This is a genomic window from Providencia sp. TYF-12, assembly GCF_041344805.1.
Classification (GTDB): Bacteria; Pseudomonadota; Gammaproteobacteria; order Enterobacterales; family Enterobacteriaceae; genus Providencia; species Providencia huashanensis.
This window is the reverse complement of record NZ_CP166833.1, coordinates 3,412,184-3,434,212: the sequence shown is the minus strand read 5'-3', so window position 1 is coordinate 3,434,212 and position 22,029 is coordinate 3,412,184. Positions and strand designations below refer to the sequence as shown.

Sequence of the window (22,029 nt, the reverse complement as noted above, 5' to 3'; positions counted from 1 at the left end):
GTAATAAATATTTAGAAAATAAGTATTTGGTTATGAAAAATAATTTCTTAATGATTATCTCATAAAAACAAGAGGCTTTATATTTCTTTATTGCCAATAACCTTCTACCCTAGGGGATAAAGTGCTTTATAGCTAAGTTTAGATTAAGAGTAATGCTATAAGCAAAAATTTATAATAATTTCATTATGACAAATAATGTAGGGTTGAGCTTCTATATTAGGCTCGTATAATCCTCTTTTCTAAAAAAGTCATAATCAAAAGGGAAATGAGGGTCAAATGGGAAAAATTAAAAGCGTTGCCGTCTATTGTGGTTCAAGCATGGGAAAACATGAAATCTATCAGCAAAAAGCGATAGAGTTTGCTAAAGAGATGGTTAAACGTAATATCACGTTAGTTTATGGTGGGGCGAGCGTAGGAATTATGGGAACCATTGCTGATACCATCCTTGCTTTAGGGGGGAATGTTGTTGGGGTGATCCCATCGTTATTAGAAGAGCGGGAAATTTCGCATAAAAATTTAACGCAGCTGTATAAAGTAGACACTATGCATCAACGAAAAAATAAAATGATTGAGCTTGCGGATGCATTTGTTGCTTTACCGGGGGGCTATGGCACTTTGGAAGAATACGCAGAAGTCTTCACATGGAGCCAAATTGGCTTACATACTAAGCCTTGTGCTCTGTTTAATATCAATAATTATTGGCAGCCATTAGTTGATATGACTAATAAGATGGCAGATGAAGGTTTTTTACATGAAAAATATCGTCATATGGCAATAGTTGATGATTCCCCAGAGAGGATACTAAATAGTTTTGAATCATATATTGCGCCGCCAGTTAAAACTTACGACTAACGTCTCTTCTTAATGCAATAAACGGAAAGAACGATGATAAGACTAGCGATAAAAAGCGATGTAGGGGCTATTTCATCACTTTATCAAATTTTATTTGCGGAAATGGCTGCATTTGACCCTGAACGGATTAAGCCAGCTCAGCAAGCTCTTGAGTTTATTGAGAATGCAATAACTGATGATAAATTTCATCTGTTAGTAGCTGAATTTGAAGGTGAAATTAAAGGGTTTTGTATTGCTCAACAACAATCTGCCGATCCTTATAATTGCATCGTCCCTAGAAACTTTGGTTATATCTTTGATTTGGTAGTTGCCCCGAATTTTCGTGGTAAAAAAGCAGGTCAAGAATTGTTAAATGGCATGAAATCGTGGGCGAAGAGCAAACAATTTAGCCACCTAGAACTCTCAGTGCTGGCACAAAATCGCCAAGCCATTAAGTTTTATGAACGAGAAGGATTAACCGAGATCAGCCGGACAATGGGGATTAAACTTTAGTTTGGTGTTAAATCAACTTTTCCTTCTGTGTTATTAATCCGCTAAAAACAGCACAAGATCTAAGCGGCGTAATATGGCATAATGCGCCGCTATTTATACCTGCTGTAATCTATGTACTCAAATGACTGGCGTGTGAAATTTATTTTGTTATCCAAATACCCATTTTGGGGGATTTCCGTTCGCTTACGCTGTTGTCATATAAACTTATTCATCGCAGGTTATTTTACACCGTTTAATTTAAGGCATAGCAGTGTTAACAACGAACAATATCACTATGCAGTTTGGCAGTAAGCCGCTGTTTGAAAATATTTCAGTTAAATTTGGAACTGGTAACCGTTATGGTTTGATCGGCGCAAATGGCGCAGGTAAATCGACATTTATGAAGATCTTAGGTGGTGACTTAACGCCAACTTCAGGAAATGTGAGTACGACAGATCCAAATGAACGTATTGGTAAACTTCGCCAAGATCAGTTCGCATTCGAAGAATACACTGTGCTAGATACAGTAATTATGGGTCATATCGAACTGTGGAATGTGAAGCAAGAACGCGACAGAATCTATGCACTTCCTGAAATGAGCGAAGAAGATGGTTATCGAGTTGCTGACTTAGAAGTCGCTTACGGTGAAATGGATGGCTACAGTGCGGAAGCTCGAGCTGGCGAATTATTACTCGGTGTGGGTATTCCTGTTGAGCAGCATTATGGGCCAATGAGCGAGGTTGCTCCAGGTTGGAAATTGCGGGTACTTTTGGCGCAAGCATTATTCTCTGACCCAGATATTTTATTGCTTGATGAGCCGACGAATAACTTGGATATCGATACTATCCGTTGGTTAGAGCAAGTATTGAATGACCGCAATTGCACAATGATCATTATTTCCCATGATAGGCACTTTTTAAATACGGTGTGCACACACATGGCGGACTTAGATTACGGTGAATTGCGTTTATTTACCGGTAATTATGATGAATATATGATTGCTGCGACACAGGCTCGCGAACGCTTACTTTCTGATAACGCGAAGAAAAAAGCGCAAATTGCTGAACTACAATCTTTTGTGAGCCGTTTTAGTGCAAATGCTTCTAAATCGAAGCAAGCAACTTCACGGGCTCGTCAAATTGACAAAATTCAGCTTGATGAAGTTAAAGCTTCTAGCCGTCAAAACCCATTCATTCGTTTTGAGCAAGAGAAAAAACTATTCCGTAATGCGCTTGAATTAGAAGCAGTAACAAATGGTTATGACCAAGGTCCACTATTCAAAAATGTCAATTTACTGTTGGAAGTGGGCGAGAAAATGGCCGTGATCGGTGCCAATGGTATTGGTAAGACGACTTTCTTAAAAACACTGATGGGCGAACAACCAGCCACCAGTGGTGTGGTTAAATGGTCTGAAAACAGTAAGATAGGCTATTATGCACAAGACCATGCCGAAGATTTTGAAACAGACCTAACTGTTTTTGACTGGATGAGCCAGTGGAAAAATGAAGGTGATGATGAGCAAGCGGTACGCAGTATTTTAGGTCGCTTGTTGTTCTCTCAAGATGATATTAAGAAAAAAGTTAAAGTATTATCGGGTGGTGAACAAGGCCGTATGCTGTTTGGTAAGTTGATGATGCAACAGCCGAATGTGTTAATTATGGATGAACCCACTAACCACTTGGATATGGAATCTATTGAGTCATTAAACTTAGCCCTTGAAATGTATAAGGGGACGCTAATATTTGTTTCCCATGACCGTGAATTTGTAAGTTCACTAGCAAGTCGCATTTTAGAAATCAAAGAAGATAAAGTTATTGATTTCAAAGGAAGTTATGATGAGTATCTAACTAGCCAAGGCGTAGTGCTCTAATCATATTTTAACTTTTAGTATCGATTGAGTATGCTCAGTCACTAAAAAGCCCCCCAATTATTGGACAATCCATTTGGGGGGCTTTTTTATTTAAAGAAAGCTAATGCTTACTTAGTTCTTCTTAACAAATTCAGATTTCAGCTTCATTTGGCCAAAACCGTCAATCTTACAATCAATATTATGGTCACCTTCGACTAAACGGATCCCTTTCACACGGGTACCGATTTTCAGCATTGAAGAACTGCCTTTGACTTTAAGGTCTTTAACTACAGTGACAGTATCGCCATCAGCTAATAGGTTGCCATTGGCATCTTTTACAATGAGCTCATCAATATCAGCTTCAGGCTCGGCATCATTCCATTCATGCGCACACTCAGGGCAGATATACATATCATTATCAGTATAGGTGTATTCAGACTGACATTTAGGGCAAGGAGGGAATTGCATATTCATACTCTCAGTAACGTTATCAAAATAATAAACTGTGGTAACAGCGCTAGCCGTAAATGCCACAAAAGAGGGATAGTATAAGGTGAAAGGGCAAAAAAAATATTTTTTCAGATTATTCTTAATTTACTGCAAGTGTAATGGAAAGGCGAGAAACTTCCCGCCTAATTGAACTTGGTTTGATTATTAGTGTTGACCGCATACTTCGCAATGTGGGTCTTTAGTTAGCTTAAATTGGCGAAAATCCATAGTCATAGCATCAAATAGCAACACTTTCCCCGAATTTACTTGGCCATAGTTAGCCAGTAATTTAATCGTTTCCATCGCTTCCAAGGTACCAATAGTGCCAACTAAAGGCGACATCACACCAGCCTCGACACAAGTTAAACTATTTTCTCCAAATAACCGGCTTAAGCAGCGATAGCATGGGGTATCATCTTGATAAGTAAAAACGGACAATTGACCTTCCATGCGAATAGCTGCACCGGAAATAAATGGTTTTTTATGAGGTAAACATAAACGATTTAACTGCTCACGAATGGCTACATTGTCGGTGCAGTCTAAGACCACATCATGGCGTTTAATTAATTCGTCAAGCTGTTGGTCATCTAATTGCATATTAACTGTGTCAATACGAATATGCGGATTGATAGCACTAAGCTGCGATTTAGCTGAATTAACTTTAGGCTCACCAATAGTTGCATCGCGGTGCAAAATTTGCCTTTGCAAGTTTGATAATGACACCGTATCAAAATCAACCAAGGTTAAGTGACCGACTCCAGCTGCCGCAAGGTATTGGGTCGCTGCGCAACCTAAGCCACCTAGACCGATAACGAGCGCATGGCTGGATTTGAGTTTTTCTTGCCCGTCAAAATCAAACCCGCGTAAGATAATTTGGCGGTTGTAACGCAGCATTTCGTCATCACTGAGTTCTTGCACGATAATTATTCGCTTTTCAATAAGTAGTTAAACATTTCAACTTCGACCATTTCTCCCGCTTCAACTCGACCGCGTTCTCTTTCTAATACGATAAAACAGTTCGCTAAGCTAAATGAGCTAAATACATGCGACCCTTGGTGGCCAGTAGTGGCGACGTGTAATTGCCCTTGTTCGTCGGCCGTTAAAATACCACGTTGGAAATCAAGGCGGCCCGGTGTTTTTTTCAGTGGTGTAGTGACTGGTACTTTAAAACGCAGCGGTGTACACCATTGGCTGTGCCCTGAGAGGCGGGCGATCAGCGGTTGTACCAACTGATAAAAGGTTAATGCAGCAGAAACTGGGTTTCCTGGTAGACCGCAAAACCATGAAGAGCTGAGTTTGCCAAAAGCAAAAGGTTTCCCCGGTTTTATTGCCAACTTCCAAAAGCCAATCGAACCAAGCTCATCTAAAATTTGTTTGGTATAGTCAGCTTCCCCCACAGAAACACCACCGCTACTGATCACTAAATCTGCTTGTTGGTCGGCTTCGATAAAAGTCTGTTTTAGTTTCTCTGGGGAGTCGGGGATCACGCCAAAATCTAATATTTCACAGTTGAGTTTTTCGAGCATCAGGCGAACGGTAAAACGGTTAGTGTCATAAATTTGCCCGTCAGCTAATGGTTGGCCAACAGCCTGTAGCTCGTCTCCGGTGGAGAAAACGGCAACTTTTAAACGGCGATAGACGGTCACATCAGAAATGCCTAATGACGCAATAAGGGGTAATTGCGCTGTTGTCAGTAATGTGCCCGCAGGGAACACTGCGCTACCTTGGGCAATATCTTCCCCCGCTTTACGAATATTACTGCCTTTTTTAATTGGCTGTGTGAATATAATACCCTGCTCAGTTTGCTCTGTTGATTCTTGCATAACTACGGTATCAACGCCTTGGGGAATTGGAGCTCCGGTCATAATACGGATACAGCAACCTGCTTTAAGCTCCCCCTCCATCGGTTTACCTGCAAAAGATTTACCGGCAACTGGCAATGGGGTTTTGCCATCCCAATCAGCAAAACATAAACCATATCCATCCATCGCAGAATTATCAAATGGTGGAACATTAATCGGGGAAATCAGGTCAGTGGCGATAATACGTTGAGCTGAGCTGGTCAGTGGAATGATCTCTGTGCCTGTCACGGTTTTAGTGTTAGAGAGTAGCTTTTCTAATGCAAGCTCTAGAGAAATCAAATCGTTAGTATGACACTGATCCATAAATAATAACCCTCATTATTGTTATATGCCTTGAGGCTAAAAATGTGTTGGTAATGCATATTATGGCAGAAATACCTGATTGGGTGAATGAATAGAAATTGATTACAAATAGCTTTTAGTCAGATTTATATTAGTGAGCAATGAATTAAGCGATAATAAACTGCACGAAAAGCATACTTGATTTGTTGAAATAATGTTAAAAGTTAGAAATTGAATTATTCTATATAACAATAATATTCAGGCTTAATATGAGTGAATATAGTGTCAATAAAACCAATAACTTTTTCTCCAAGCCATAGCGCAAAGGCTTTTCATATCGCATTTACGGGGTTTCTCTCCTTAATCGTGGTGATGGGGATAGGGCGATTTACATTAACCCCTCAAGTGCCTTTAATGATCAAAGAACATCAGTTAACACTATCGACTGCCAGTGTTGTTGCTGCTTGTAATTATCTTGGTTATTTACTTGGCTCATTTGATGCGATGAGAGCACGCTCACACGTTGAAAAGCGCATGTGGTTAGGTGTTTGGGGCGCGGTAGTGATAACTCTGCTTAGCGCGTTGTTAAATGGGCCTATTTTACACAGCGTTGCCCGCTTTGTGATTGGTTGGGCGAGTGGAATAGCATTAGTTCTTGTCGCAGCATGGGCGAATGAAACCCTTGCTCGGTTAAATAGGCCAGCACTCAGTGTTGCTGTTTTTGCGGGCACAGGTGCTGGGATTTTTATTAGTGGTGTGCTGGCTGTTGCTATCCAAAGTTGGCATTTAACGGCTAGCCAAGCTTGGATTATTTATGGGGTACTAGCGCTGATCTTAAGCTTATATATTAGCCGATATTTACCCCGCAAAGGGCAGTGGGAAAGGCCTTCTGGTGAAATAAAAAAATTAATACTAACCCCAGAAATTAAACGTTTGGTTTGGTGTTATGGGTTGGCTGGTTTTGGTTATATTTTACCTGCTACATTTTTATCGCAAATGGCAGCACAGCGTTTCCCGGATAGCTTATTTGCCCAGTTTGTTTGGCCTATTTTTGGGGCATCAGCGGTTGTTGGGATTGTATTAGCTATGCTACTACGAAATTTGTCAACAACCCGTAATCGTTTAGCGATTAGCTTGTGGTTACAAGGGCTCGGTATTTTGATTGCGGAAGTGGTTCCCGACATTTCAGGTTTAGCATTTTCTGCGGTATTGGTCGGTTCAGGTTTTATGTGTACGGTGCAGTTAGCGCTTCAATTAGGGCGTGAACTTGCACCCGATCATAACCGTTTTATGGCAGGGTTATTGACAACATTTTATGCTATTGGGCAATTAATAGGGCCAACGCTATCATTTATATCCACGTCTTTAACAGGGCGATTGGAACCCGCGCTATATATCGCACTTATCGCCTTGGTAGTAGGCGGATTATTGGTTTATCGTTACCCTAAACGTGAGCTTCGTTAATAAATATTTAGTTCAGCATATTATATATGTGATAGTGATTTTAAATCATAGGATTACTATGGTGAAGAAAGTTGCCTATGGACATGCAAATATTTCACTCCCGCAGTTGAGGTTATACTGGATTATCTGTACCTGCTGTTTTAGAGTAAAGCGCACACCTGCATTTTTATAATAATAGTTACACCATTTGTGGAGGAACCCATGCCATCTCTGAGTAAAGAGGCCGAATTAGTTCATGCAGCTTTGGAAGCTAGAGGCTTAGAAACGCCTTTGCGTATCCAGCCGAAATCAGGCGAAGAGCGTAAGCAACTGATTGAAGGGCATATGACAGAGATCATGAAGCTACTGAATCTGGATTTATCTGATGATAGCTTAGCTGACACCCCTCGTCGTATTGCAAAAATGTACGTCGATGAGATTTTTTCAGGTTTAGATTATACTAATTTCCCAAAAATCACATTGATTGAAAATAAAATGAAAGTCGATGAGATGGTAACGGTACGGGATATCACATTAACCAGTACTTGTGAGCACCACTTTGTGACCATTGATGGTAAAGCGACGGTTGCTTATATTCCAAAAGATAAAGTCATTGGTTTATCAAAAATTAATCGTATTGTGCAGTTTTTCTCTCAGCGCCCGCAAGTTCAAGAGCGTTTAACTCAGCAAATTTTAGTCGCCTTACAAACGTTGTTGGGAACGACGAACGTTGCTGTTTCCATTGATGCCGTGCATTATTGTGTTAAAGCACGTGGTATACGCGACGCCACCAGCGCGACAACGACGACATCGTTAGGTGGGTTATTTAAGTCGAGCCAAAACACAAGGCAAGAGTTTCTACGTGCTGTTCGCCACTTATAAGTTATGGTAACAGCGGCATCGTCAAGGCGTATAGCGCAGCTTGACACTGTTCGTGGCATGGCAATTCTAGGTATTTTTCTTTTGAATATCTTTGGGTTTGCTTTGCCACAAGCAGCTTATTTAAACCCCTATTACACGTCAACGACCTCTCCTTCAGAAGCCTATATCTGGGTTGTTTTCAATGTGCTGTTTCAAGGCAAGGTTTTGGCCATTTTTTCTATTTTATTTGGGGCGACTTTAGCATTATTACAGTCGCGAACATTGAGATGGAATCATTGCCGGCTTTTTATCTTAGCTATCTTTGGAGTTATTCATGGTGTGCTTTTTTGGGATGGAGACATTCTTCTTGCTTATGCATTGACAGGGTTAGTCGCTGTGTATCTAATTAATTATTATAGTGACCGAGTATTGTTAAACCTCGCTGTTACCATTTATTTAGTTGGTTTGGTTATATTATTTATTTTAGGTAGTGGCGTTGACCCGAGCCATTTTTGGCAAATTTCAGCGCAACAGGTAGCTGATGAGCAAATGGTAAGAATTGCGGGGGGAATCGAAGGGGTTATTTACCGCACAACAGAAATGTTTATCATGGTAGAAATGCTGGTCATCCAATATGGCTGGCAATTATTAGCGCTAATGGTCATTGGGGCGTTATTAATTAAAAATGGTTGGCTTAAAGGGCAATTTAGTCCACAACATTACCGGAAAATAGCTAAATTATTTATTGTTCCTGCGCTGGTGGTGCAAATTATCGCGTTATATGCACAAAGCCAATTAAATTGGAGCTATTTTGCTACTTCAATTGTAGGGTACATTATTAATGAGTTAGTTACCCCTTTTCAATCATTGGGTTATATCGCATTAGTATATGGCTTTTGGGGTAAAATCCAGTCTAGTAAATTGGTTGATTACCTACAGAATGTGGGGCGAATGGCATTAAGTAACTATATTTTACAAACCCTGATTTGTACGACAATATTTTATCACCTAGGGTATTTTGGGGTATTCAGCCGTGTTGAATTACTGCTTTTTATTCCAATAATTTGGGCTATAAACCTATTATTTTCTCATTATTGGTTGCGAGTATTTCGCCAAGGGCCACTTGAATGGTGCTGGCGTACGTTAACTGAAAAGTTGTATCGTTAAGCGGTTATCGGCTTTAATGATGGCTTATTCACTTAGGTCAGTTAGTTTAATTTATTTATTTCTTCGGGTGAAACCGCTGGGTAGCCTTTAATACCATCCGGCATTTTTATTGGAGCAGGTATAGATTCTTGCTCCCCTAAGAACTTTGGTTCGCGCTTTAAAATATATAAATCAGCTAATGCACCGAGCCGTGCGAACACTTCCCGAGCCCTGACTCTATACATTCCTTCGGGGGTGGGGACCGCTAAACATTGCGCATCAATACCTTTATGTTTTGCTATAAAGACCGCTCGCTCACAATGGAAACGTTGGGTAATGATAGTAAAATTATCGGTATCAAAAACCTTCTTAGTACGAACTACAGAATCCAGAGTCCTAAAACCTGCAAAATCAAGAACAATCTTTGACGCGGGAACACCTTCTTTAATAAGGTCTTTGCGCATATTGATGGGTTCATTGTAATTATGTGCACCATTATCACCACTTAAGAGCAAATACTTTACTTTGCCACTACGGTAAGCTTCTGCTGCACCTTTAATGCGATAGGAATAGTAGAGGTTAGTCACACCGGATGTGTAATATTTTGATGTACCAAGCACCATGCCAACATCGCGTGCAGGCAATTTTTCTATATCTTCATAGATATAGGGAGCGGTATCCCAGCTTATCCAGCGATCAAGCAAAATAATGGTCGTTATTGCTATCCCTGCAAGAATAAAAAGACCAATAATCAGACGTTTCCTCATGTCCTAGCCTTGAAAATAAAAAATCATAAATGAGATTGCTAGCCTTAATTGACCAGAGCTTCTAGGCTACTTGAGTTAAATAAGTGGCGCAAGTCACGTAACGTAAAGTCGTGTCAATGTTAGCCCTTTGTATAAGGTTGACGAATATTAAAGCGCATTATTGTGTGAAAAAACATCAGCGATTGGATGAAAAAATTGAAAGTTTGCCATTATAAACAGTGAGCAGTTTCACATCTCGGTAGTTTTTATGTCATAAGGCTATCTGTTATGAAATTTTAATTCTATATTTATGTTTTGTTGTGAAATTAAATTTCTTTAAATGTAGTCTATCTTTGATAATAAACACAGTAACCTGATAGGTGAAAAGCATGAAACTAACGACATTAATCGCGGCAAGTGCGGTACTGATTACTTCAAGCGTAGCAGCAAAAGATTACCAAATTAACCATACAGAACAGTTGAAATCACTGAATGATGCGACTAAAAGTGCTGAAATCTGGGAACAGGCAGAGGTATTGACGGACTTTACTTATCCATGGGAAAAAGAAGCCGCTCCGAAAACAGATTTTCGTGCACTTTGGAGTGATGACGCATTATATTTTCGTTTTATTGCCGAAGATAAAGACATACAGCTGGGGGATGACCCTGATAAAGACCAAGCAGTATTAGATTCTGATCGTGTAGAGCTATTTTTTGCTACCAGCCCTGAACTAAAGCCTTATTATACTGCTGAAATGGACCCTAAAGGGCGTACTTTTGACGCGAAGGCTAATTTTTATCGGGAGGTCGACCCTAGTTGGAATTGGGAAACGCTGCAAACCGTGGGTGAAATAACACCAAACGGCTATATATTAACAGGCAAGATTGACTTTGATGAGTTCAGCAAGCTTAATTTATGGCAAGACAAAGATAAGAAAACCCTAATGTGCGCTATCTTACGCGGGGAGTTTAGTGCTGGTGAGCCTAAGCAAGTCCGTAAGTGGATTAGCTGGATCAAACCTGATTCTGTAAAACCTGATTTTCATATACCTTCTGCTTTTGGCACCTGTAAATTTGTAAAATAACGCTATGAGCGGCAGTATTTCACTGCCGCTTTTTCCCTTAGAACATGAATGAACTGTGAGAAAGATCATAATCATCACTTTAGTTGATTTTATTATTGCAATTTAAATTGAAATAAAAATTCATATATAGTAATTTTTATTGAAATTAAATTTCAAATGCAATGAGGGGTGTTTCAATGTCTCTAGCCGAAAGTACTCTGAGTGACTGTCTACAAAATGAATTCAATCAGGAAACCTTACAGTTTTCACGTTTGGAGACATTATCGATGGTTACACTAATTAACCAAGCGGATAGCACAGTTGCAGGGGCTATTCAGACCGTTTTACCCGCGATTGCAGAGGCGGTTGATGCTATTGCTGAGTGCTTAAAACAAGGCGGTCGTTTGTTTTATATCGGTGCGGGGACTAGTGGAAGGCTTGCAGTCTTAGATAGCGCGGAGTGCCCTCCAACTTTTGGTACCTCACCAGAATTAGTGCAATCAATTATTGCTGGTGGTCAAGATGCGATGCTAAAGGCAGTTGAAAATATTGAAGATTCACCTGAAGCAGCAATAGAAGAATTGAAAAAGCGCCAGCTTTGTGGAAAAGACGTTGTTGTGGGTATCGCTGCAAGTGGGCGAACTCCATTTACTTTAGCAGGGATTGACTATGCCAATGGGCTTGGTGCGTTAACCGTTGCTATCACGACCCGGGGCCGCGGGCTCTTAAGTCATATTGCAAAAATAGCGATTGCGCCAGATGTAGGGCCTGAAGTGCTATCAGGCTCAACGCGCATGAAGAGTGGTACCGCCCAAAAAATGATTTTAGGTATGTTAAGTACATGTGTTATGGGCCGCCTCGGCCGTATCCACACTAACTTAATGATTGATGTCGTTGCCAGTAATATTAAATTATTACGCCGTGCAGAACGAATTGTCAGTGAAGTTTGCGGTATTGATACACAAATAGCCGCAGAGTTATTAGTGCAAGTGGATTACCACCCACGACGCGCAATTTTAATGTATGAATTACAAATTAGTGCACAGCAAGCAACGGATATAGTTCAGCAGCATCCAAATACAACACTGGATAAAATGTTAGAAACTCACCGTTAATAAACCGGTATAGCATGATGGAGAGCCAAGCTATTGGCTCAGCCAACATCAGGGGAATAATATGGCTAATAAGATAGAACATCTGGAAGTACTCGCCAGAGAAATAGAAAAATATGCGGGCGGCTTTGAGAACGTGGCAACTTTAACTCACTGTATGACTCGTATCCGTTTAGTGTTAAAGGACAATAGCAAGTTTGATGCTGATGCGTTGAAGCAAATTGATGGTGTGAAAGGTGTTATTTTTAATGGTGAGCAACAGCAGGTGATTGTTGGTATGGGCACCGCAGCAAAAGTTTTTTCAGTAATGAATAAGCGAATGCAGGGTAGTGCATCAGCCACCACAGCCGAGCAAGCTCCTGTAGAGAAAAAAGCGTTTTCTATTCGTCGTACTTTAAACACTTTGGCTGCTATATTTGTTCCTACTATTCCAGCTCTGATTGGTTGCGGCCTTATTATGGGGCTTATCAATATTGTTCGTTTGGTTGCACCAGGGGTTGTAGAACAATTTCCAGAGCTATTCAAATTATTGAAATTAATCGGCAGTTCAGTATTTGTTTATCTATCAATTATGATTGGGGTAAATACGGCAAAGGAACTCGGCGCATCGACCTCAATTGGTGCGGTTATGGCGGGCTTGCTCTCCATGCCGGGATTGGCTGATATTACTTTATTTGGCTCCAAACTGGTACCAAATAGTGGTGGGATATTCGCCGTCTTGATGGTCGTTGTTTTTTCGTCAAAATTTGAAGTGTGGTTTCGAAGTATTATCAAAGAAAGCCTTGATTTGATAGTCACGCCATTTGTCACGATCTTAGTATCAGCAATGGTTGCCATTATCGTATTCCAACCTGCTGGCCATTATTTGAATCAAATCTTGGCGCAAGGTGTTTCTGTTGCATTACTGGATAGTGGTGGTGGTGCTGTAGCGACAGGTGGGGTCTTAGGCGGTAGTTTCTTATTTTTACTGTTAACGGGTCTGCACCAAGGGTTGATACCTATCCATGCGGAAATTTTACAAACCTTTGGTCTGAATTATTTATTCCCAATCTTAGCAATGGGCGGTATGGGGCAGGTAGGTTCTTGTTTCTGGGTGTATTTAAAAACTAAAAATCAACGGTTGAAAAAAACGCTAGTCGGGGCATTGCCGGTCGGTATTTTTGGGGTAGGTGAACCATTGTTATTTGGTGTGTCATTACCGCTAGGTAAGCCCTTCATTGCTGGCTGTATTGGTGGTGCTGCTGGTGGTGCATTAATGGCCTTTTTCCATGTTGGTATTATCATCCCATTTGGCACCGCTGGGTTATCATTAATCCCATTAGTAGGAGATGGGCAAATACTGGACTTTCTAATTGCAGTTGCAGGCGCATGGATTGTCGGGTTCATTGCCAGTATGATAATAGGCTTCACTGATCCAGAAAAATAACTAGAAGGAATAGCCATGTCGACACTGACGGTAAAACTGGAAAGCTTACAAACTAGAGGTAAAGGCACTGAGCAGCGAATTGCCACATTTTTGTTGGATAATCGTGACAGTATGATTGCGATGAATGCCGCAGAATTAGCACAAGCTGCTGGGGTCAGTAGTGCGTCTGTTATCCGCTTTTCACGCCAGATGGGTTACCGTGGCTATCCTGAATTTAAAGTTGATTATTTGTCTGATGAAAAACAACATAAAGCGGAAAGCTTATACGGTAGTCTGAGCCGTAATGATGGAACGGAGCAGATAATCGCTAAAACAGGGCAAATGTTTATTTCGGCAATTGAAAAGTCATTGGATTTACTAGAACCGTCAGTTATCGATGACGTTGCCCAAAAAATGAATAATGCGAAGCGGATTGTATTGTTTGGTGTGGGGTCATCAGCAATTGTTGCCAGTGATATTTACCATAAACTTATTCGTATCAACAAGCATGCATTATTCAGCTACGACTTACATGTTCAGTTAAGTTATTCTGCTAATTTAAACCAAGATGATTTAGCTATTGCAGTGACTGCTCGTGGGAATACTCAAGAAATCAACCAGATGTTGCGAGCTGCGAAAGAGACAGGCTGCCCGACGGTTGCTTTGACTCGTTTCGGGCAAGATGAAGCGGTGAAATTAGCTGATTTCAGTTTACCTTATTTTTATGATGAGCAGCATACACAGTTAGGGATAATTACCCCCCAAGTGTTACAGATGATCATCTTTGATACGTTGTTTTTTAAATATCTTACGTTAGTGGATAGTGATGCAGACTTAGCATTACAAAAAGGGCGACAAGCACTGATACAAGGCAAGAGTTAATGATTGTAACAGAGTTAGCAATAGGTGCTCTAATTGGGCTGATTATCAGTACAACGGGGGTTGGTGGTGGAGTGATTGTTCTGCCCATATTAACCTATTTTTTTGGGCTTAACGCATTAGCGGCTGTCGCGACAGCTAATTTTCTTTCGATGTTGATGAAAGTCTCTTCTTCCTATATGCATTTTCGGTTAGGCAATATTCCTTTTAAAGGGGCGATGATTGTTTTAGCCATTATGTTGCCGAGTACTTTTTTATCAAGTCTTTTAGTGACTTGGCTTGGGGGGTTGCCTGGGTATCAACTACAAGTCGAATGGGGGATTAACCTTTTAGTTGCTGCTGCAATTATTTTCTCGTTGTATTTATTTATTCAGAGAATGTTTTTTGTTTCAGTCATTAAGCAAAAAATGGTAGAAACCAACCAACTAAAAGCGATGGCGCTCCCTGCTATTCTAGCCGGCGTGGTGCTAGGTGCAACGGGGGTGGGTGGTGGTGTTGTTGTGTTACCTATGCTATTGCGATATATGCAGCTGAATATTAAACAGGCAATAGGAACATCAATTTTTGTGACGACGTTATTATCGGGTTCATCAGCTTTGGCTTATGCACAGGATGGCTATACCGATTTAAAATTGGCGTTGATATTATGTGCTGGGGCATTGATGGTGATGCCCCTTGCGAAATATTTATTGGTTCATTTGTCTGAGCGCACTTTCCAATATGTCACATTGTTATTGATTGCCTGTAGTGCGGTGATGATGACTATGAATTTATTTTCTTTTTAGTTTTATCGTGTTAGGGCTCAGCTTTGCCATTGATTGAGCTCTTTTTCCATTTCTTGATAAATAAATTGACGCTCATAGTTAAGTTCTTCATCTTCGGATGATGAATACTGATTAAGTGCAAAAAACAGTAAAATAGCCGCAATTAAAGTAATTAATATACTAGATGTAAATTTTCCTCGGTTGGTTGCCTGTGGCGCAAGTACAAAAGCCCCACTAATAAATGCGCCAAGAACTGCACCGCCAATATGTGCCGCGTTATCAATCCCTGATTGCAAACCATTTACCAAAGTTAGACCTATCATGGCCATTATATTGTATAACGGGCGCTTTAACTGGTTTCGTTGTTCTATAGAAAGAGCAGGGTTATTGATGGCTTTTAAAAGGTAAATAACTGAGGCTGCGGCTAACCCCATAATGGCACCTGAAGCGCCAATACTAACAGTGATATAAACGGTATTATCGGGTAGATAAAGGCTGCTCCATGTATTTAATGAGGCTTGAGATGCCACTTCTTTTAATGCTTCTTGATATTGCCAATAAGCGCTGAAAAAGGCAGCTCCGATACCTGAAAATAGGTATATCGCGAGCATTCTAAATTTCCCATAGTTACGTTCGCATTCAATCCCAATAACAAACAAGGCCAACGTATTTAAAGCAAGGTGCATACCGCCTGAGTGCAATAGCATACTGACTGGATAACGCCACCAATCCCCAGTTAATGAAAGTTGGTAAACATTGGCACCAAATAGCAATAAATTATTTTCTTGGGAATCGAGTGGGGCGGCATAATTGAGCTGATAAAAATAAACAACAATATTTAGCACCGCAATACAGAGCGTCAGGGCTATTGCCCATAGGGAAAATTTAGGTTTCTGCACAGTTGCTGCATTGAGGTCGCCAGTCATGTAAATATCCTATTAATCAGTCATGGACGTTATCTTAAATAAGTGATGTGTTTAGCGCAATTTATCATTATCTGAGAATACAGATTTTAGCTTTTTAGGGAATCGTAAAAACAAAAAAGGGGCCTAAGAGCCCCTTTCATACGCTTATTACGAATTAAAATGAAGTTCGTTTATAAGTGCGGTACTCCGGTTTCCAGAAATTACGTTCAATTGCTTCATCAAGTGCTTCATCCGAAGTTACGGTTGCAACACCTTGAATCTGTGCTTCTTTTGCAACTTGTTTAGCAATGATACGAGAAACGTGTTGGATATCAGAAAGCAAAGGTAATAACGCCCCTTTCCCTTCTTTTGCCAGAGGAGAACAGCTTGCTAACGCACGGCTGGCAGCCATTAACATACCATCAGTAACCCGTTTTGCTCCTGAGGCAATCACACCAAGGCCAATACCTGGGAAGATATAGGAGTTGTTACATTGTGCAATTGGGAACACTTGGTCTTTGTAAGACACTGGGCTAAATGGACTTCCTGTTGCGACTAAGGCCTTGCCATCAGTCCAATTGATAATGTCTTCAGGGCGAGCTTCAACCCGCGAAGTTGGGTTCGATAGTGGCATGACGATAGGGCGTTCACAGTGCTTATGCATCTCTTTAATGATTTCTTCTGTGAATAACCCAGCTTGGCCAGATACACCAATTAATATGGTTGGTTTGGCATTACGCACCACATCTAACAGTGAAATTGAGTCACTGTTAACATCCCAATCAGTTAAACTTCCACTGTTTTGGGTTAATTTCGCTTGGAAGTCGAGTAAATTAGGCAGTTTATCGGTTAACAGACCAAAGCGGTCAACCATATATATGCGTGAACGAGCCTCTTCGTCACTCAGACCCTCAGATTTCATTTGGGCAATGATTTGCTCAGCAATACCACACCCGGCTGAACCGGCGCCTAAGAAAGTGACGCGTTGATCGCTTAACTTACTACCAGCAGCATGGCTAGCTGCAATTAAGCTACCAAGTGCGACGGATGCAGTACCTTGAATATCATCATTAAAACAGCAGAGCTCATCACGGTAGCGGTTTAACAACGGCATTGCATTCTTCTGTGCAAAATCTTCAAATTGCAGCAATACATTTGGCCAGCGGCGTTTTACCGCTTGTACAAATTCTTCGAGGAATTCGTTGTATTCATCGCCAGTGATCCGTGGATGACGCCATCCCATATACAGGGGGTCATTCAGGCGTTGTGGATTATTGGTCCCCACATCAATAACGATTGGCAGGGTATAAGCTGGGCTGATCCCCCCACACGCAGTATATAAAGAGAGTTTACCAATTGGGATGCCCATTCCACCGATACCTTGGTCACCAAGACCTAAGATACGTTCACCATCGGTTACAACGATGACTTTTACGTTTTGTTTGGTGGCATTTTGTAGCATGTCGTCGATGTATTCACGGTTCGGATAAGAAATAAATAAACCGCGTGCACGACGATAAATATCAGAGAAATGCTCACAGGCTTCACCCACCGTAGGGGTATAGATGATTGGCATGACCTCTGTAAGGTGGGCATCAATAAGGCGATAAAATAAGGTTTCGTTGGTGTCTTGAATATTTCTTAAATAGATATGCTTATCAATATCTGATTTAAAATCAATTAATTGGCGGTAAGCACGCTCAACTTGTTCTTCGATGGTTTCAACTTGTTCAGGCAGTAATCCATGTAAGTTAAAACTTGCGCGTTCTTCTTCGGTGAACGCACTTCCTTTATTCAGTAAAGGAAACTCAAGCAAAATTGGGCCAGCGTAGGGTATATAGAGAGGGCGTTTTGTTTCGTATTCATGTTCCATGAAATATCACTCTTCGGACGATTAATCAACAAAGTCAGGGTAGATCCTAAGCTAAACAGCAAATATGTACAGTAAATAATGATAAAAAAGCGTTAAAAAATTTACTGAAAAATATTGTGCATATGATAAGGAGTTTAAGCGCGAAAGGGAATGAAAGCTGTCAATGGTGTACTCATTACGGTGGGTAGATCACGGTTAGGCAAGTATGAATGAATTCTTTTTATCTCAACGGTTTTTTAAACAATGGTTTAACTTCCTGATGGATAAATTCTCTTAATGTTTTTTTCACTGTTTTTAATGAGTTAGTGAGTGAGTAAATTAGTTTACTGTAAGCGAAATTATATTTTCAAACATCATATATTGCTGCATGTTTTTAACTGTTTTAGCTTAGGGTTATTAATTTATATTTCAATCTTGGGGTAAATCATAGATGAAAATTAAAAACATATTAATAATATTCATATTATTGATTATTTCTCTTTGCAATCTGTCATATGGAAATGGCTTTTTAACAAACAAAAAAGAGAAAGTAAAATCAGATAATATTGAAAATTATTATAATAGTAAGAAAGAAATAGGTATTTTTATTATTTTGATTAGAGAATATATGAAGCAAGTGATGGTTGAATATAATAAACCATTATCAAATAAAGATTTTAATAAATACCATTATGAACACGCATTAGCTCATCTAGAAGTGCTTTTAAAACGTTTTGAAAATGGCAGTACTACGACTCGCAGGGATATTAGTTATCAAGAGGCTGCTGAAATAAATAAAAAAGCATTTGCAGCCTGTGACATGCCCTTTGATGCTTGGTTCTTTGCAGATGTTTTTGATGTCTTAGATCATGAAACTAATCAAAAAATTTGGGATGACATGCTAAATGCATTGGCGAATGATTCCCATGAAAGTGAAAAAAAAGTATTTTTATTTCTTTGGAATAAAATGAAAAATGTATCGGATTTAGATAAGATCGAAAAAAGCAAAAGATGGCTTAATAGACTTGAGTTCGTAATTATATCATTTAAATCATGATTGGAAATTATATTTTATTATTCTAGTTTTTATAATTTAATTATTATTAAATTAGTTCAATAGGTGAAGTTATGGAATTTGGTGTTTTTATCAGTTATATATTTAAGTTAATTATTAATGTATTTCTATTATTAATTTCTATAAATGTTTATGCAGAAAATAGACCGGGCTTTGTTTGTGGTAAGTTTAATGGACATACTGTTGAAGTACCTGTTAATTATGTCGATTTTATTGCTGAGTATGAAGGGTATAGTTATTTTGATCGTAGAGCAATCAAAAATAAAAAAGGATGTGATGCTAATTTCACTGTGTTGCCTTTAAGAATGACATGGCCGGCAATGAAACCCGTCGACAGAATGGGGTTAGACCCAAATATAGAGAAGATAAAAATAGCAGTAATGCCAATGACAAATGATACGGCAACAATGAACGAACTTAGAGATAATTCAATTAATAACGATTTTTTTGGTAAAAGAAGTAATGTTTATTATGATGATGAACTTGACTTGTATTTTGTTGAATATGAAGATAAAGGATTAATGAAGAACGAAAGTGAGTATTATCAAAGAAAAAGGAGAGTTTATTGGTTTGAAAGTAAAAGTGAAGTAATAGGTGTTATTCGTTGTGATTGGGTACAAGTGAAAAATGAATATTACTTTTGTGAAATTAACGGTCAAATACCCCAAGTTGATGCATATATTCAAGTGAATATAAAATGGAATCTAATAAATCGATGGGAAAGTATTTTATTAAAATCAAAAGAATTTGTGATAAATTATACTAAATAGAAAGGGATGTCAAATATTAAAAAATACAGTGTCAGTAGAGTGTTTACAAACAATGATCTTACTATGATTACAAAATTATTAAGGGAAGATAAAAGTCTTAAGCAAATGTATCGATATCTAGCGAATAAAGGTGATCGGTATGCTTTATTTGCTGGAGTGAGTGGAAGTGAATCAGGTTTTTGGGGTAAATATACGTTGTATGATCCGAATAAAAATCCATTGTTAAATAATGAAAAAATAAAATCGGAGGAATTTAGTAATATAGATTTTAGACTAGCGGATGAATATTTAATTTTACTTGAGAGTAAACTCAATGAATCTGGTGGGGAACTGGTTGAAATACTGGATATTAATCATGATGAGTTGATTTTAATTAATACTAAAGCCTGCTATAAAAGTAGGTTTAGTATTGAGAACTGGTATTTACATGCGGTATTTGAATCACTCTCACCAAATGAAAGGGAAGGCTTTTGGATTCATAGACTAAATTCCAGCACAGAATTCAAAGAGCAAATCAATCATCATTATAAGACATTTGATATGATGATTAAAAAATATATTTCAAGTAATAGTTCTGAAAAAGAGATGTTAAAGTCATGGTTAACGAATAATTTCTATATTTCAATGTATAAGGAATTAAGTAATTCACAAAATTATGAGCTTGATAAGATAAGAAGCTCTGGGTCAGAATTATCTAATTTAATGACGGATGTGATTGGTCGTATAAAAACAAACGAAAAAGTGCTAGGTGATGTCGTTCCGTGGGTATTTCATGAAGTTGATGCTGATGAGATATTAACTCAAGATGCCATTTCATCAATAAAAAGTGAGATAGATATCTTATTTTGGGAAACCAAAGAGGAAAAATTAAAATTTTTAATGAATGAAATCAGTGTAAATAGGCATAATCGCAGGAAGAAACGCGCTGCATTATTTAATGTGAATGAACAGAATAAATTTGAATTGCATTTAAAAGATGCACAGGATGTGTGTAAAAAATTAGAAGAGAAAAAAGATCCTAAAATTTTATATGACTATTTAGTAGAAAATAATGAACAGTATGGTGTGATCCCTAATGGGCTTGTTAGAGGTGACTCATCTGCAGGAAAGATGGCAACAAATTTCTTAGTTGAAAGAGCAAAACAGCATAATATCATATTAGGCCATAATGATTTAAAAAGAATACAATTTAAGGTGGCATTAGAAACGAGGCAAAAGTTGCTTGATAAGTTTGATGATGAAAAAACAACAGTTTTACGTAAAAAGTTTACTATTCGGGACATTGAAGATATACATGATAAAGTATTTATAAGTGAAAATTTACCTAAAGAAGCCTGGACATTATCAATTCCACTACAGATTATCCCTATTGAAAAACATAATGAAATTTATGATGAAATGATATCAAATTCAGGAAGTAATAAACAACAGGTTGAGTTTGGACTTTATTTAACCGATGAGATGCTGACTGAGATAATAAAAAATCCATCTAAAGAAAAAATTGAGTTATTTATTGAGTGGACTAATACTGCATCCACAGTTGGTAATATAAAAGAAGCGGGGGCTGTTTTTGGTGATTATTTTGTAGAAAGTGGAATAACACTCAAGAAAGATATAGCAGCCTACGTGAATGAATTAAAAAAAGTTATCCCTAAAAGCGATTTAGATATTTATGGGGTTGAGAGCAAAATATCGCAAACCAAAACCCAGCCTATCAATCAAGGAGCGCCATCAACACCTCCAATTAAGTATCCACACAATATGGTAGATAAATCGATATTGGAAAGCACTTATCCAAAATCTGAACCGAATAGACAATTAGTACCTCGTACAACAAACTTACTTGATAGGTTTAAGGATAATGAAACACCAACAAATTATTATCTAGAACGCCCGAGTGTTGTTCTTCCGGGAACTTCCGGATTTAAAGACTTCCCTACAGATACCATAAGAAGTAACCATCATTTTGAAAATATGATTGGCCAGTTAAGAGACAATATATCATCAATGAACAATTCAATGGACTCATTTGATGATAAATACTCAATACCCTCAATGCCAAGTATACCTGAATTTAGTTATAGTGGTTATTCTTCTGGAGGATCTTTTAGTTTTAATTAATATTTAAAAAGTCTACTTATAATAAAATAAATTATTTTAATTATTAGTAACCGAATGGTGATTACTGATGTTTATTTTTAT

At 38.7% G+C, this 22,029-nt stretch carries 20 protein-coding genes; 14 read left to right on the top strand and 6 right to left on the bottom strand.

The window, feature by feature from the left end; genetic code table 11:
- Positions 1 to 276: 276 nt before the first annotated feature.
- From ABE954_RS15855 to ABE954_RS15845, 3 genes are all read left to right on the top strand, one after another.
- A complete protein-coding gene (locus tag ABE954_RS15855) occupies positions 277 to 852 on the top strand; it encodes a TIGR00730 family Rossman fold protein (RefSeq protein WP_129466763.1) in 576 nt (191 codons plus the stop codon).
- Between the two features lie 33 nt (positions 853 to 885).
- Positions 886 to 1,344, top strand: a complete 459-nt coding sequence (locus ABE954_RS15850; protein WP_042846585.1) for a GNAT family N-acetyltransferase — start codon at positions 886 to 888, stop codon at positions 1,342 to 1,344.
- Between the two features lie 274 nt (positions 1,345 to 1,618).
- Positions 1,619 to 3,193, top strand: coding sequence for an ABC-F family ATPase (locus tag ABE954_RS15845; RefSeq protein ID WP_208292030.1), 1,575 nt, complete (start codon positions 1,619 to 1,621; stop codon positions 3,191 to 3,193).
- Between the two features lie 111 nt (positions 3,194 to 3,304).
- Here the strand turns inward: ABE954_RS15845 and ABE954_RS15840 are convergent, their stop codons facing one another.
- The 3 genes from ABE954_RS15840 to moeA all read right to left on the bottom strand — a co-directional run bounded on the left by ABE954_RS15840 (position 3,305) and on the right by moeA (position 5,826).
- Positions 3,305 to 3,640 carry a zinc ribbon domain-containing protein YjdM gene (locus ABE954_RS15840; protein WP_042846644.1) on the bottom strand — a complete coding sequence of 112 codons (336 nt, stop codon included), beginning with the start codon at positions 3,638 to 3,640 and terminating at the stop codon, positions 3,305 to 3,307.
- Positions 3,641 to 3,826: 186 nt separating this feature from the next.
- Positions 3,827 to 4,555: a molybdopterin-synthase adenylyltransferase MoeB gene (moeB, locus tag ABE954_RS15835; protein WP_208292477.1), complete on the bottom strand. Its 729-nt coding sequence runs from the start codon at positions 4,553 to 4,555 to the stop codon at positions 3,827 to 3,829.
- Positions 4,556 to 4,584: 29 nt separating this feature from the next.
- Positions 4,585 to 5,826: a molybdopterin molybdotransferase MoeA gene (moeA, locus tag ABE954_RS15830; protein WP_042846582.1), complete on the bottom strand. Its 1,242-nt coding sequence runs from the start codon at positions 5,824 to 5,826 to the stop codon at positions 4,585 to 4,587.
- A 351-nt stretch (positions 5,827 to 6,177) separates the two neighbouring features.
- Between moeA and ABE954_RS15825 the strand changes: the two genes are divergently transcribed.
- The 3 genes from ABE954_RS15825 to yeiB all read left to right on the top strand — a co-directional run bounded on the left by ABE954_RS15825 (position 6,178) and on the right by yeiB (position 9,276).
- Positions 6,178 to 7,269 carry a YbfB/YjiJ family MFS transporter gene (locus tag ABE954_RS15825; protein WP_094301199.1) on the top strand — a complete coding sequence of 364 codons (1,092 nt, stop codon included), beginning with the start codon at positions 6,178 to 6,180 and terminating at the stop codon, positions 7,267 to 7,269.
- A 201-nt stretch (positions 7,270 to 7,470) separates the two neighbouring features.
- A complete protein-coding gene (gene folE / locus ABE954_RS15820) occupies positions 7,471 to 8,130 on the top strand; it encodes a GTP cyclohydrolase I FolE (RefSeq protein ID WP_042846580.1) in 660 nt (219 codons plus the stop codon).
- 3 nt (positions 8,131 to 8,133) lie between these two features.
- A complete protein-coding gene (gene yeiB / locus ABE954_RS15815; RefSeq protein WP_166686724.1) occupies positions 8,134 to 9,276 on the top strand; it encodes a DUF418 domain-containing protein YeiB in 1,143 nt (380 codons plus the stop codon).
- A gap of 41 nt (positions 9,277 to 9,317) precedes the next feature.
- Here the strand turns inward: yeiB and sanA are convergent, their stop codons facing one another.
- A complete protein-coding gene (gene sanA / locus ABE954_RS15810) occupies positions 9,318 to 10,022 on the bottom strand; it encodes an outer membrane permeability protein SanA (protein WP_042846578.1) in 705 nt (234 codons plus the stop codon).
- Positions 10,023 to 10,390: 368 nt separating this feature from the next.
- Here sanA and ABE954_RS15805 point away from each other — a divergent pair, with 368 nt between their 5' ends.
- The 5 genes from ABE954_RS15805 to ABE954_RS15785 all read left to right on the top strand — a co-directional run bounded on the left by ABE954_RS15805 (position 10,391) and on the right by ABE954_RS15785 (position 15,246).
- Complete coding sequence (locus ABE954_RS15805; RefSeq protein ID WP_371025581.1) at positions 10,391 to 11,086, top strand: carbohydrate-binding family 9-like protein; 696 nt, start codon at positions 10,391 to 10,393, stop codon at positions 11,084 to 11,086.
- 176 nt (positions 11,087 to 11,262) lie between these two features.
- Positions 11,263 to 12,180, top strand: coding sequence for an N-acetylmuramic acid 6-phosphate etherase (murQ, locus tag ABE954_RS15800; RefSeq protein ID WP_042846576.1), 918 nt, complete (start codon positions 11,263 to 11,265; stop codon positions 12,178 to 12,180).
- Between the two features lie 61 nt (positions 12,181 to 12,241).
- Positions 12,242 to 13,603, top strand: coding sequence for a PTS transporter subunit EIIC (locus ABE954_RS15795; protein WP_042846575.1), 1,362 nt, complete (start codon positions 12,242 to 12,244; stop codon positions 13,601 to 13,603).
- 15 nt (positions 13,604 to 13,618) lie between these two features.
- Positions 13,619 to 14,464 carry a MurR/RpiR family transcriptional regulator gene (locus ABE954_RS15790; RefSeq protein ID WP_339870822.1) on the top strand — a complete coding sequence of 282 codons (846 nt, stop codon included), beginning with the start codon at positions 13,619 to 13,621 and terminating at the stop codon, positions 14,462 to 14,464.
- Positions 14,464 to 15,246, top strand: coding sequence for a sulfite exporter TauE/SafE family protein (locus tag ABE954_RS15785; protein WP_042846573.1), 783 nt, complete (start codon positions 14,464 to 14,466; stop codon positions 15,244 to 15,246). Before ABE954_RS15790 ends, ABE954_RS15785 begins: the two co-directional genes overlap by 1 nt.
- 17 nt (positions 15,247 to 15,263) lie before the next feature.
- Here the strand turns inward: ABE954_RS15785 and ABE954_RS15780 are convergent, their stop codons facing one another.
- On the bottom strand, positions 15,264 to 16,151 hold the full coding sequence (locus ABE954_RS15780; protein ID WP_131680503.1) for a rhomboid family intramembrane serine protease: 888 nt from the start codon (positions 16,149 to 16,151) through the stop codon (positions 15,264 to 15,266).
- Between the two features lie 154 nt (positions 16,152 to 16,305).
- Entirely contained in the window at positions 16,306 to 18,003 is a 1,698-nt protein-coding gene (locus tag ABE954_RS15775) for an NAD-dependent malic enzyme (RefSeq protein ID WP_071547866.1), read from the bottom strand.
- 430 nt (positions 18,004 to 18,433) lie between these two features.
- Between ABE954_RS15775 and ABE954_RS15770 the strand changes: the two genes are divergently transcribed.
- The 3 genes from ABE954_RS15770 to ABE954_RS15760 all read left to right on the top strand — a co-directional run bounded on the left by ABE954_RS15770 (position 18,434) and on the right by ABE954_RS15760 (position 21,948).
- On the top strand, positions 18,434 to 19,039 hold the full coding sequence (locus ABE954_RS15770) for a hypothetical protein (RefSeq protein WP_339870825.1): 606 nt from the start codon (positions 18,434 to 18,436) through the stop codon (positions 19,037 to 19,039).
- A 71-nt stretch (positions 19,040 to 19,110) separates the two neighbouring features.
- Positions 19,111 to 19,827, top strand: coding sequence for a hypothetical protein (locus ABE954_RS15765; RefSeq protein WP_129466756.1), 717 nt, complete (start codon positions 19,111 to 19,113; stop codon positions 19,825 to 19,827).
- A gap of 63 nt (positions 19,828 to 19,890) precedes the next feature.
- Positions 19,891 to 21,948, top strand: a complete 2,058-nt coding sequence (locus ABE954_RS15760; protein ID WP_339870829.1) for a hypothetical protein — start codon at positions 19,891 to 19,893, stop codon at positions 21,946 to 21,948.
- Positions 21,949 to 22,029: the final 81 nt, after the last annotated feature.